At 50.1% G+C, this 13,145-nt stretch carries 9 protein-coding genes, 2 tRNA genes and 1 pseudogene; 6 read left to right on the top strand and 6 right to left on the bottom strand.

Annotated features, from left to right (window positions below):
* Nucleotides 1–48: 48 nt before the first annotated feature.
* Together AC6R1O_RS08540 and AC6R1O_RS08535 are read right to left on the bottom strand one after the other, a co-directional pair.
* A tRNA-His gene (locus AC6R1O_RS08540) sits at nt 49–124 on the bottom strand.
* Nucleotides 125–160: 36 nt separating this feature from the next.
* Nucleotides 161–237, bottom strand: a tRNA-Arg gene (locus AC6R1O_RS08535).
* Between the two features lie 313 nt (nt 238–550).
* Here AC6R1O_RS08535 and AC6R1O_RS08530 point away from each other — a divergent pair.
* A complete protein-coding gene (locus AC6R1O_RS08530; RefSeq protein WP_487902695.1) occupies nt 551–964 on the top strand; it encodes a c-type cytochrome in 414 nt (137 codons plus the stop codon).
* A gap of 113 nt (nt 965–1,077) precedes the next feature.
* On the opposite strand, the gene rep is transcribed toward AC6R1O_RS08530, so the two are convergent.
* Nucleotides 1,078–3,093 (bottom strand): DNA helicase Rep, encoded by a 2,016-nt coding sequence (rep, locus tag AC6R1O_RS08525; protein WP_500656850.1) that lies wholly within the window; start codon nt 3,091–3,093, stop codon nt 1,078–1,080.
* 220 nt (nt 3,094–3,313) lie between these two features.
* On the opposite strand from rep, the gene AC6R1O_RS08520 reads away from it, so the two are divergent.
* The 4 genes from AC6R1O_RS08520 to ubiK all read left to right on the top strand — a co-directional run bounded on the left by AC6R1O_RS08520 (nt 3,314) and on the right by ubiK (nt 8,601).
* Entirely contained in the window at nt 3,314–3,895 is a 582-nt protein-coding gene (locus tag AC6R1O_RS08520) for a TetR/AcrR family transcriptional regulator (protein WP_500656851.1), read from the top strand.
* 18 nt (nt 3,896–3,913) lie between these two features.
* Nucleotides 3,914–5,020 carry an efflux RND transporter periplasmic adaptor subunit gene (locus AC6R1O_RS08515; RefSeq protein ID WP_500625331.1) on the top strand — a complete coding sequence of 369 codons (1,107 nt, stop codon included), beginning with the start codon at nt 3,914–3,916 and terminating at the stop codon, nt 5,018–5,020.
* 12 nt (nt 5,021–5,032) lie between these two features.
* On the top strand, nt 5,033–8,143 hold the full coding sequence (locus AC6R1O_RS08510; RefSeq protein ID WP_334555453.1) for a multidrug efflux RND transporter permease subunit: 3,111 nt from the start codon (nt 5,033–5,035) through the stop codon (nt 8,141–8,143).
* Nucleotides 8,144–8,349: 206 nt separating this feature from the next.
* Nucleotides 8,350–8,601, top strand: coding sequence for a ubiquinone biosynthesis accessory factor UbiK (gene ubiK, locus AC6R1O_RS08505; protein ID WP_334555452.1), 252 nt, complete (start codon nt 8,350–8,352; stop codon nt 8,599–8,601).
* Nucleotides 8,602–8,783: 182 nt separating this feature from the next.
* Here ubiK and ilvC read toward each other — a convergent pair whose 3' ends face one another.
* Complete coding sequence (gene ilvC, locus AC6R1O_RS08500; RefSeq protein ID WP_500625332.1) at nt 8,784–10,268, bottom strand: ketol-acid reductoisomerase; 1,485 nt, start codon at nt 10,266–10,268, stop codon at nt 8,784–8,786.
* Between the two features lie 143 nt (nt 10,269–10,411).
* On the opposite strand from ilvC, the gene ilvY reads away from it, so the two are divergent.
* Nucleotides 10,412–11,302, top strand: a complete 891-nt coding sequence (gene ilvY / locus AC6R1O_RS08495; protein ID WP_334555450.1) for an HTH-type transcriptional activator IlvY — start codon at nt 10,412–10,414, stop codon at nt 11,300–11,302.
* Nucleotides 11,303–11,433: 131 nt separating this feature from the next.
* Here the strand turns inward: ilvY and hemN are convergent, their stop codons facing one another.
* Both hemN and AC6R1O_RS08485 read right to left on the bottom strand, forming a co-directional pair.
* Nucleotides 11,434–12,822: an oxygen-independent coproporphyrinogen III oxidase gene (hemN, locus tag AC6R1O_RS08490; RefSeq protein ID WP_500637123.1), complete on the bottom strand. Its 1,389-nt coding sequence runs from the start codon at nt 12,820–12,822 to the stop codon at nt 11,434–11,436.
* Nucleotides 12,823–13,008: 186 nt separating this feature from the next.
* Nucleotides 13,009–13,145, bottom strand: a pseudogene (locus tag AC6R1O_RS08485) (DUF2489 domain-containing protein); the annotation flags it as partial.

Below are 13,145 nucleotides of genomic sequence, written 5' to 3'. Positions count from 1 at the left end.
TCTGGTCCCAAACCAGATGCGCTACCAAGCTGCGCTATTCACCGAGAATGGGGTGGCTAACGAGACTTGAACTCGCGACAACCGGAATCACAATCCGGGGCTCTACCAACTGAGCTATAGCCACCACAATATTTTTTACCGATACATCCTCCGAGGCAAATGGCGCGCCCGAAAGGATTCGAACCTTCGACCTTTGGCTCCGGAGGCCAACGCTCTATCCAGCTGAGCTACGGGCGCATGCCCTATCGGCGGAGTGGAATAATACGTATATCACACTAGGGCGTCTAGTACTTTTTCAAGTTTTTTTCTCGTTTGACGCCTTTTTGGGCAATTAAAGTGTGATAAACCCCTATTTCCCATTAGATAACCTTGTGGAAGCGGTTATCTTGTTGTTTATTGCAACAAGTTATCAGGATATAATCACCCATTATTTACATTGATTTAACAGCATTATCTGCATTTTACACGCCCTTTGATGCTGCTTAGCTCAATGCCACATTAATAGAATAGGTAAGCACGCACTTACCTTCAGGAATGTAAAGTGAGTTTAATGGATATGTCTCGAAAATTATTAACGGCTCTTATCGCCGCTGTCACCTTTTCCAGCGCATCGATCGCAGCAAGCGTAAGCCAAGAAGAATACGATGCCATTGCTGAGCGCATTAAACCTGTTGGTGATGTTTATCTAGCCGGTGCCGAGCCTGTCGTGGCAGAGCCGAGTGGCCCTCGTGATGGTGCCACTGTGTATGGCACCTTCTGTATTGCCTGTCACGCATCAGGCGTGAGCGGCGCACCGAAAACAGGCAACGCAGATGATTGGGCGCCACGTATCGCTCAAGGTAAAGATGTTCTCGCGAATCATGCCATCAACGGCTTCAATGCTATGCCTGCACGTGGTTCATGTATGGATTGTTCAGATGATGAAATCATCGCGGCGATCGAGCATATGATTGAAGGTCTATAACCCGCCCTTTTATTTTCAAACCTCATTTTTGTAGCGCAATCTCTACAAGCAGAAATGAAAAAGCGGCTGACTTTAGGGTGAGCCGCTTTTTTGTTTATCTTTTTATCGATGAGTTATTTTTTAAACATCGCTCTTAAGTTGGCAATGTGGGCTTGGCCTTTCGCCATTCGCTCTTCTGCGCTTTGCGGCTTTTTGTTGACCTCCCACTCGACATCATCAAACGGCAGTTCATCCAAAAAACGGCTCTGGGTCGGTTTGATCAGCTCGCCAAACTGACGTCTTTCTTTACACATGGTGAAGGTGAGCTCTCGCTGCGCGCGCGTAATTCCCACATACATTAAACGGCGCTCCTCTTCGACATTGTCTTCATCGATGCTGGTTTGGTGCGGCAAGATGCCCTCTTCGGCGCCAATCAAATAGACGTAAGGAAACTCCAAGCCTTTTGATGCGTGTAACGTCATCAGTTGCACCGCATCACTGTCGTCATCTTCTTCGCCACGCTCCATCATGTCACGCAGCGTCAAACGCTGAACCACCTCTTTGAGATTCTTCTCTTCTTTGTCGTAGTTGTCGCCTTCAAGATCCGCCACAATCCAAGAGTAGAGATCGGAGACGTTCTTCATTCTCATCTCTGCGGCCTTCGGGCTCGAGGAGGTTTCGTACAGCCAATCTTCGTAGTTGATGTCACGCACTAGTGAGCGCACTGCACTGACGGTGTCGCCCCGCTCTGCTTGATCGGCAATCTTCACTAACCAGGTGGTGAAGCGACGTAAGTTTTCTAACCCTCTGCCCGTTAGGTGCTGCTCCAGCCCCATTTCAAAACTGGCCTCAAACAGACTCTTGCCACGCATATTGGCATAACTGCCCAGTTTCTCGAGCGTCACCGGACCAATCTCACGTCGCGGCGTATTGACGATGCGCAGAAAAGCGTTGTCGTCATCTGGGTTCACCAAAATTTTTAAATACGCCATGATGTCTTTGATTTCTGCGCGAGCAAAAAAGGAGGTGCCTCCTGAGAGTTTGTAGGGCACTCGGTTTTGCATCAGAGACTTTTCTATCAAGCGCGATTGATGGTTACCGCGATACAAAATCGCATAGTCACGATAGTCCGTGCGGTTGAGAAACTTATGGGCGATCAACTCCCCAGTCACGCGCTGCGCTTCATTGTCTTCATCTTTCGCCATCAACACCTTGAGTTTTTCGCCATCAGGAATTTGCGAAAACAAGGTCTTTTCATACACGTGTGGGTTGTTGGCGATTAAGATGTTCGCCGCGCGCAAGATGCGGCTGGTCGAGCGATAGTTTTGCTCCAGCTTAATCAGGCGCAGGTTCGGGTAATCTTCACCAAGCAAGACCAAGTTTTGCGGTTTCGCCCCTCGCCAAGAGTAGATCGACTGGTCGTCATCACCCACCACAGTCAGGCGACCACGTTCGCCGACGATCAATTTGACCAACTCATATTGACTGGTGTTGGTGTCTTGGTACTCATCCACCAGCAGATAACGAATCCGATTTTGCCAACGCTGGCGCACCTCTTCATTAGTGCGTAGAAGAAGCACAGGCAGCAAAATCAAATCATCAAAATCGAGCGCGTTGTACGCCTTCATCTGCTTTTGGTACATCTCAAAACAGAACGCAAACAGCTGTTGCTGCTCACCTTGTGCCTGTGCCTTGGCCTGATCGGGCGTCAGCATGTCGTTCTTCCAGTTAGAGATCGCGCTGAGCAACTGGCGCAGCAGATCTTTATCCCCATCAAGCTGCTTTTCTGTGAGCTCTTTTAGCAGCGCCATTTGGTCTTGATCATCAAACAGCGAAAAGCCGGCCTTGAGCCCTAGCGCTTTGTACTCACGCTTGATGATGTTGAGACCTAGGGTGTGAAAGGTCGACACCATCAAACCTTTGGACTCATGCTTACCCAACGTCTGACCGACGCGCTCTTTCATCTCGCGGGCCGCTTTATTGGTAAAGGTCACCGCTGCAATATTGCGCGCCTTGTACTGACATTGCTGAACCAAATACGCGATTTTATTGGTGATCACACGCGTTTTACCTGACCCGGCACCCGCGAGTACTAGGCAAGGTCCGGAGACATATTTAACGGCTTCGTCTTGTCTTGGGTTCAGCTTCATTGTCGGCTCAATCTGCATTGCTCAAAGGGAGTGGAATGGCGCTTATGATAATCGCCACCTCATCATATTGCCATGTTTTCGAGATCACCGATAAGCTCACCTTCAGCCAACCAATAGGTTGAGTAAAAAATATTTATCAAATAAGTGTCATACTTTGTTGCAAAGATGGCTGGGATTCGATCTATAATGAATGAACGTTCATTCATTAACTAAAGCCATCATGCCGGAATCGTTAAATCCAGATAAACGAGAACAAATTCTCGCTGCCGCAGAAATTCTTGTGGCTGAGTCGGGATTTCAAGGCTTGTCGATGCAAAAACTGGCCAAGCAGGCTGGGGTTGCTGCCGGCACCATCTACCGATATTTCGAAGACAAGGAACACTTACTTCGAGAGCTTCGTCTGTCGGTAGCGCAACGGGTGGCGAACGCCATTCAAGCGGGTGTGGACGATGACATGCCACTGAAACGTCGCTACCGCACTATGTGGCTCAATATATGGAATATGGCTGGTTCCAATCTGAAAACCATCAGCAACCGTATTCAATATGAATCTTTACCTTGTGACAGCGGCCAATCGACTCGTGAGTTGGAGCGCCAGATGTTCGATAAAGTCGACCTTCTTTTTGATCAAGGGAAAGCAGAAGGACTGTTTAAACCTCTCGCCAACGAGGTACTCGCCGGACTCAGTCTTGAGGCTAGTGTTGCACTTGCACGCAAACACGCTTTAGGACTTTACCCACTGGATCAAGAGGCACTTGAAGCCGCGATTGAAGCCAGCTGGGACGCCATTATCAAACATTAACTTGGAGTTCTTATCGGAATGAAAAAGTGGACTTTCTTTATGTTACTTATCGCCGTGCTGCTGTTTGGCAGTGTGATAGGTTTCAATCTCTTTAAGCAGCAGAAGATTGCTGAATACATGGCGAATCGCCCAGAACCAGAGTTTCCCGTAACGGTAACCGAAGTCGCCTCTATCGATTGGGTTCCTGTGATTGAAGCGATCGGTTTTATCGAACCAAACCAAGGTGTGACGGTTGCCAACGAAACCAGCGGTGTGATTGACCAAATTGCATTTGAGTCAGGCACTCAAGTGGAAGAAGGCCAACCTTTAGTTCTGCTCGACTCCGATGTAGAAAAAGCCAACTTAAAGAGCGCCAAAGCGAAACTGCCTGCGGCCGAAGCCAAGTATAAGCGCTACCAAGGCTTGTACCAAAAAGGCTCAATTTCAAAAGAAGCGTACGACGAAGCCGAAGCCAATTACTTCTCCCTTTTGGCGGATATCGAAAGTTTGAATGCCTCGATTGACCGTCGTGAAATCAAAGCGCCATTCGCTGGCGTGGTCGGGATTCGTAACGTTTACCTTGGTCAATACCTGCAAGCGGGTACGGACATTGTGCGTTTAGAAGACACCAGCGTGATGCGCCTTCGTTTCACCGTGCCGCAAACGGACATCTCTCGCATCAATATGGGCCAAGAGGTCGACATTTTTGTGGATGCCTACCCTGCGATTGCGTTCAAAGGCTCAATTACCGCCATTGAACCCGCCGTCAATATCCAAAGTGGTTTGATTCAAGTCCAGGCTGACATTCCTAACAGTGATGGCAAACTGCGCAGCGGTATGTTCGCGCGTGCCAACATCATCCTGCCTAAGCTGGAAAACCAAGTGGCGCTGCCACAAACCGCCATCACGTTTACCCTCTACGGTGACAATGTTTACCTTGTCTCTGAAGAGAACGGTGAGAAACGCGTTAAGCAGCAAGTGATTAAAGTGGGTGAACGCACCCAAGACATCGCTCACATCCTCGATGGGGTGCAACCGGGCGATGTGGTAGTGACATCAGGTCAAGTGCGTCTCAGCAACGGTGCCAAAGTCCGCGTCGTAGAAAGCGATGCGACCACACCACCTGAACAAACCCCTATGCTGTAATGTGGAGGATTCATGCGCTTTACTGATGTTTTCATAAAACGTCCAGTTTTAGCGGTATCGATCAGCTTTTTGATTGCCCTGCTTGGTCTGCAAGCGGTGTTCAAAATGCAAGTTCGTGAATACCCTGAAATGACGAATACGGTGGTGACGGTCACCACCAGCTACTACGGTGCCAGTGCCGATTTGATCCAAGGCTTTATTACTCAGCCTCTGGAACAAGCGGTCGCTCAGGCCGATAACATCGACTATATGACCTCACAATCGGTGCTGGGTCAGTCGACGATTACGGTCAACATGAAGCTCAATACCGATCCTAACGCGGCGCTATCGGACGTGTTGGCGAAAACCAACTCGGTTCGCTCTCAGCTCCCCGGCGAGGCGGAAGATCCCACGGTGACCATGTCGACGGGCTCCACCACTGCGGTGCTGTATATTGGCTTTACCAGTGATGAGCTCTCATCGAGCCAAATTACCGACTACCTAGAGCGTGTGGTCAACCCACAGCTCTTTACCGTCAATGGCGTATCGAAAATCGACTTGTACGGTGGGATGAAATACGCCCTACGCGTCTGGTTGGATCCAGCGAAAATGGCCGCGCTTGGCCTGACCGCTACCGATGTGATGAGCGTGCTCAATGCCAACAACTATCAGTCTGCCACCGGTCAAGCGATTGGTGAATTCGTGCTGTACAACGGCAGTGCCGATACGCAGGTGTCGAATGTCGCGGAACTAGAGAATCTTGTCGTTAGCTCGGATGAAGGGGATGTGACCCGTTTAAGTGACATCGCGAAAGTGACGCTTGAAAAGAGTCATGACACCTATCGCGCCAGTGCCAACGGGCAAGAAGCCGTGGTGGCCGCGATCAACGCCGCGCCAAGTGCGAACCCGATCAACATTGCCGCCGACGTGCTAGAGCTGTTGCCTCAACTTGAGCGTAACTTGCCAAGCACCATCAAGATGAACGTGATGTACGACTCCACCATCGCGATCAATGAGTCCATCAGCGAAGTCATCAAGACTATCGTTGAAGCGGCGCTGATTGTATTGGTCGTTATCACCCTTTTCTTAGGCTCTTTCCGCGCGGTTCTTATCCCGATTGTCACCATCCCGCTGTCACTGATTGGTGTTGCGATGGTGATGCAGGCGATGGGCTTCTCGTGGAACTTGATGACGCTACTCGCGATGGTATTGGCCATCGGTTTGGTGGTGGATGATGCGATTGTCGTACTAGAAAACGTTGACCGCCATATCAAGCTTGGCGAATCGCCGTTTCGCGCGGCCATCATTGGTACCCGAGAAATTGCTGTGCCTGTCATTGCAATGACGCTGACCCTCGGCGCGGTATACGCTCCGATCGCCTTGATGGGTGGCATCACGGGTTCGCTGTTTAAAGAGTTTGCCCTTACCCTTGCCGGTTCGGTGTTTGTTTCGGGTATCGTCGCGCTGACCTTGTCGCCAATGATGTGTTCAAAAATGTTTAAGGCTAATGAAGAGCCCAACAAGTTTGAACAAAAAGTGCATCACGTATTGGATCGTATGACCAACCGCTACTCGCGTATGCTTGGTGCGGTCATGCAGCGTCGTCCTGTCGTGATTGCCTTTGCACTGATTGTGTTTGCTAGCTTGCCGATGCTTTTTAAGTTCATCCCAAGTGAGTTGGCTCCGTCGGAAGACAAGGGTGTGATCATGCTGCTAGGCACGGCGTCATCGAATGCCAACCTCGACTACATGCAAAACACCATGAACGATGTCAACACCATCTTATCGGATCAACCGGAAGTGGCGTACGCGCAGGTGTTTACTGGTGTCCCTAACTCCAACCAAGCGTTTGGTATTGCATCAATGGTGCCTTGGAGTGAGCGCGAAGCAAGCCAAGCGGAAGTCACCAACCGAGTCAGTGGACTGGTGTCAAATGTTCCGGGTATGGCGGTCACGGCATTCCAGATGCCTGAGTTGCCAGGTGCGGGTTCAGGTCTGCCGATTCAGTTCGTAATCACCACACCTAATGCATTTGAAAGCTTGTTTACCATCGCGTCTGACATCTTGCTCACGGTGCAATCGAACCCGATGTTCGTCTACTCGAACCTGGATCTGAACTACGATTCAGCGACGATGAAAATCAACATCGACAAAGACAAAGCCGGTGCCTACGGTGTGACCATGCAAGACATCGGTATCACATTGAGCACCATGATGGCCGATGGTTACGTCAACCGTATCGACCTCAATGGCCGCTCGTACGAAGTGATCCCTCAGGTCGAGCGTAAATGGCGTCTCAACCCAGAATCGATGAACAACTACTATGTACGCGCCGCGGATGGCAAAGCCGTACCTCTAGGTAGCCTCATCACCATTGATGTGATTGCTGAGCCTCGCTCGCTGCCACACTTCAACCAGCTTAACTCGGCCACCATCGGCGCCGTTCCGGCTCCGGGTACCGCGATGGGCGATGCAATTGCTTGGTTTGAAGAGACCGCAGTGAATAAATTGCCAAGCGGTTACAACCATGACTACATGGGTGAAGCTCGTCAGTACGTGACAGAAGGCAGCGCGCTATACGCCACCTTTGGTTTGGCGTTGGCGATCATCTTCTTGGTATTGGCGATTCAGTTTGAGTCCGTAAAAGATCCGCTGGTTATCATGGTCTCGGTTCCGCTCGCCATTTGTGGCGCCTTAATTGCCCTTGCCTGGGGCGCGGCATCGATGAACATCTACTCACAAGTCGGTTTGATCACCTTGGTTGGTCTTATCACCAAGCACGGTATCTTGATTTGTGAGGTTGCCAAAGAAGAGCAGCTGCACAATAAACTGAGCAAAACTGAAGCGGTGATGGAAGCGGCGAAAGTGCGTTTACGTCCGATCTTGATGACAACGGCGGCGATGATTGCTGGTTTGATTCCACTGATGTACGCCACTGGCGCTGGCGCGGCGCAGCGCTTTAGTATCGGTATCGTGATTGTCTCTGGTTTGGCGATTGGTACGCTGTTTACTCTGTTCGTACTGCCAGTGATCTACAGCTACCTGGCTGAGCAGCACAAGCCTCTACCGGTGTTTGTTGAAGATGACGAACTCGAGGCGTTAGCGCGTGAAGATGAGCAGCGCGCCGCGCAGCAGTCGTCATAAAACGCACACGCCCTCATTCAATATCAAAAGGTCACTTCGGTGACCTTTTTTATTGTGATTCGACGTTTATCGTTATTCGACTTTTATTGCTATTCCACCAACTATTGCTATTCCAACAGCGCGCGCACGCTTTTTACGCAACACTTGACGACTTTCCCCGTCCGATTACGTAGAATACAGGCAAGAATAATAGGAGTAGTTGCCACATGTTTGACCCAAAGAAACTGGAACAAATTGCCAAACAAATTCATGACTCAATGCCCGCCCCTGTTAAAGAGCTCGGCGCGGACGTTGACCAAAAAGTACGCCAAGTGATTCAAGGCCAACTCAACAAGCTTGATGTGGTTAGCCGTGAAGAGTTTGATGTTCAAACGCAAGTTCTACTGCGCACGCGTCAAAAGCTAACGGAAATGGAACAAAAGCTCGCAGAACTTGAAGCCAAACTGGCCGACAAGTAATCGGCTCAGCGGCCACTCTCGAGTGGAATCGCGTACGAAAGAAAAACAAAAGGCTTGGTCTACTGACCAAGCCTTTTTATTAGATGTCGTGTTTTATTTTGTATTTATCACCCCAGTCTGCCTGGAGTTTATTGACTGCGCCAAACTCGCCTAAGCCGATGACGCAGTGAAAATTGCAGTGATTAGCCGCCAACCGCGATGCGTTTCATGTCTGTCATGTAACCACGCAGCTCTTCACCGATGTACTCAACCGGGTGGTTGCGAATGGTTTCATTCACTGCGATAAGCGTCGCGTTGTCCACTTGGTTCGATGTCTCACCTAGGCCTTTACCAATCACATCGGTGTTCACCGCTGGCATAAACTTCTCGCGCAGTAGCGGCGTCGCTACGTTCGCAAACAAGTAGTTGCCGTATTCTGCCGTATCAGAGATAACAACGTTCATTTCGTACAGACGTTTACGAGCAATGGTGTTCGCAATTAATGGTAGCTCATGCAGCGACTCGTAGTACGCCGATTCGTCGATAATGCCAGAAGCCGTCATCGCTTCGAATGCCAGCTCTACCCCAGCGCGCACCATAGCCACCATCAAAATACCGTTGTCGAAGTACTCTTGTTCAGAGATCTCAACGTCAGTTTCTGGGTAATTTTCGAATGCCGTTTCACCGGTCTCTGCACGCCAGCCTAGTAGGTTAACGTCATCGTTCGCCCAGTCTGCCATCATGGTGCTAGAGAAGTGACCAGAGATGATGTCATCCATGTGCTTGTTGTACAGCGGACGCATCAACTCTTTTAGCTCTTCAGAAAGCTCAAACGCTTTGACCTTAGCCGGGTTAGAGAGGCGATCCATCATGTGTGTGATGCCACCAAACTTGAGTGCTTCCGTGATGGTTTCCCAACCGTATTGCAGCAGTTTACCTGCGTAACCAGGATCGATACCGTCGGCGATCATTTTCTCGTAGCAGACGATAGAACCCGCTTGCAGCATGCCACATAGAATGGTCTGCTCACCCATCAGATCCGATTTTACTTCAGCAACAAATGAAGACTCTAGACAGCCTGCGCGGTGACCGCCTGTACCGGCCGCCCATGCTTTGGCGATGTCCCAACCTTCACCTTTCGGGTCGTTTTCTGGGTGAACCGCAATCAGGGTAGGCACACCAAAGCCACGCTTGTATTCTTCACGGACTTCGGTACCTGGACACTTAGGCGCCACCATGACAACCGTCAGGTCTTCACGGATCTGCATGCCCTCTTCCACCACGTTAAAGCCGTGAGAGTAACCCAGTGCCGCGCCTTGCTTCATCAAAGGCATAACCGTTTCTACAACGTTGGTGTGCTGCTTGTCTGGTGTTAGGTTAATCACTAAGTCTGCTTGAGGGATCAGTGTTTCGTAGCTGCCCACTTCAAAGCCGTTGTCTTTTGCATTTTTGAACGATTGACGCTGCTCGTCGATCGCCGCTTGACGCAATGCGTAAGCCACATCCAGGCCAGAATCACGCATGTTCAAGCCTTGGTTAAGACCTTGAGCACCACAACCCACGATGACCACTTTTTTTCCTTTTAGGTAATCCGCTTCTGATGCGAATTCGCTGCGGTCCATAAAACGACAACGACCCAATTGGTCTAGTTGCTCACGTAAGTTCAAAGTATTGAAATAGTTAGCCATGTGGCGCTCCTTTATAGAATTTTTCCGTATCGGTCGGTGGCTTGGCACCGAATGAGTCCATACTAAAACAGGTATTTAATTGCCTAAAGTGATATATTCACAATTAGTAATTGCAATTAATGCAACAAGGAAATGACGGTTTTATGAATATCAAAAGTCTCCAGCTGTTTATCCATTTGTGCGACAGCCAAAGCTTTGCCAAAACCGCCAGCGCGATGCACATCAGCCCATCAGCGCTCAGTCGACAAATTCAAAAACTGGAAGCGGATACCGGTCAAACGCTGTTCGTGCGAGACAACCGCAGTGTAGAGCTCACCCCTGCGGCAAAAAAACTGCTGCCGGTTGCGCTGTCAATTCAAGGCGAGTGGCAGACGTACCGTGCGCAGCTCAAAGGACAGGACGCGGAGTTGCGCGGCGAGATCCGTCTTTTTTGCTCTGTGACCGCAAGCTACAGCCATCTGCCTGATCTCTTGTCTGAATTTCGTCTCCAACATCCGTTTATTGAATTCAAGCTCTCCACTGGCGATCCTGCACAAGCAATTGACAAGATCATCAATGATGACGTGGACGTGGCGATTTCTGCCTTCCCCGAACAACTGCCAGCGCGAGTCGAGTTTGAAACCATCAGCGAAATTCCCCTATCAGTGATCGCGCCCACCGGCGTGAGTCACTTTGCCCACTCGCTTGGCCAAGACAAACCGGATTGGGCCAACATCCCCTTTATTGTCCCAGAGTCTGGCACGGCAAGAGATCGGGCGAACGCCTGGTTTAAAGCGATGAAGATTAAGCCCAATATCTACGCGCAAGTGTCGGGGCATGAAGCGATCGTCAGTATGGTAGCGTTAGGCTGTGGTGTGGGGATTGCGCCGGATGTGGTGATCAACAACAGCCCAGTCAAAGAGAAGATTCAGCGCTTAAAAGTGGCGTCGATTGAACCGTTTAAACTCGGTGTGTGCTGCAAACGATCGCAGTTGGATAACCCATTGGTTAAGGCATTGTGGGAGGTGGCACAAGCGACTTATATTGCGCCCTAATGACCATACCTACCCTGCTCCAATATAAACAAAAGCGCGACATAACGCCGCGCTTATCTCTCTACTGATAGTCTGTCTTATCAAGGGCGAACTGGGCATCCCCTGACTATCTCTCGTTGCCGTCGAAGCGTTTAAATCACCCGTGAGAATTGCTGCTGACGCGCTTTGGCTCTTAGGTATTTGTCAAAACACATGCAAATGTTGCGGATCAGCAATCGACCACGCAGGGTCACCTGAATCGAGGTGGCGTCTTTCTCCACCAAGCCATCATCGATGAAGGTTTGCAGCAATTGCAAATCTTGCTTGAAGTACTCATCAAACGTGACGTTAAAGCCTTGCTCAATAGCGCGGATATCGAGAGAGAAATTACAGATCAGTTGCTTAATCACTTCACGTCGAAGTAAGTCATCACTATCAAGGACCACACCTTTCCATAAGGCATGGCGCTGGCCACTGACTTGTGCGTAGTACTTTTTCAACTCTTTCTGATTTTGCGCGTAAGCGTCACCAATCATGGAGATGGCTGACACGCCAAAACCAACCAAGTCACAATCACCTTGAGTGGTGTAGCCTTGGAAGTTGCGATGCAGCTCACCGCGGCGCTGCGCCACCGCAAGCTCATCATCTGGCAGCGCAAAGTGATCCATACCAATGAACTGATAGCCAGCGCCGGTCAAAGTGGCGATGGTGTCTTGCAAAATCGCCATCTTCTCTTGGGCTGCAGGCAGATCGTCATCTTTGATTTTACGCTGCGCGGCAAAAAGGCTCGGCATGTGGGCGTAGTTAAAGACGGACAAACGCCCCGGCTGCATCTTCAACACTTGCTCAAGAGTCTTAGCAAACGAGACTTGGGTTTGCTTGGGCAAGCCATAAATCAAGTCTAGGTTGGTGGAACGGAAACCCAATTGCTTGGCACGCTCAACCATGGCGACGATGAACTCTTCATCTTGCTCTCGATTGACGAGCTGTTGCACCTCTTTGTTGAAGTCTTGCACGCCGATACTCAAGCGGTTGAAGCCTTCGCTGCGTAGGTGATCCAGCATGTCGAGCTCAATTTCGCGTGGATCAACCTCAATACTGATTTCCGCGTCAGTGTCGAAATAGAATTCGGCGCGCAAAATCGCCATCAAACGGCTCACTTGCTCCTTGCTTAAGAAGGTTGGCGTTCCGCCACCAAAGTGCAGTTGGGTGACTTTGCGTTCATGGAGTAACGACGCACGAGTGCGGATCTCAAGCTCCAGCACATCCAAGTACTCATCGGCCTTGTGCGAGTGGCGGGTAATGACCTTGTTGCAGCCGCAGTAGTAGCACAGCTTATGACAAAACGGGATGTGGATATAAAGCGAGAGAGGACGCTGAGGGTACTCAGTACACGCCATATCGTAATCCGAGATGGTAAAGGCCTCATGAAACTCCAGCGCGGTGGGGTATGAGGTGTAGCGAGGACCCGAATAGTTGTACTTATCAAGAACCGCTTGGTCCCACACGATTTGCTGACTGGCGACAACTGGCTGCGACATGATGATATTCCGTTTGGGCTATAGGCCATGACTGAGCTTGGCTCTAGCAAAAAAGAGACGTCTTATTATGGCCCGCTATTTTGCCATACAAGTTGGCAACCCGTAGAGCGGCACGAGGAATTTTGAGCAGCAATGCTCAGTTTTGATACCTCGATCACTGCCACTTTGGGGTGATCGAGGTGCGAATTAGCCGATCGTCTGAATATTGATCTGGTTATTCAAAGGTTGAACGTGCTTTTGCAAACGCGTTAACTCAGCCACAATCGCGTCTTCAAGACGGGATTCTGCTTTGTGTCGCTCTAAATTTTGCTTCATACGTTCTT

This window comes from Vibrio sp. R11-SG3-ISO3-SZ, assembly GCF_059834345.1.
Note: the sequence above shows the minus strand (reverse complement) of the source record. Positions and strands in the feature narration are given on the sequence as shown.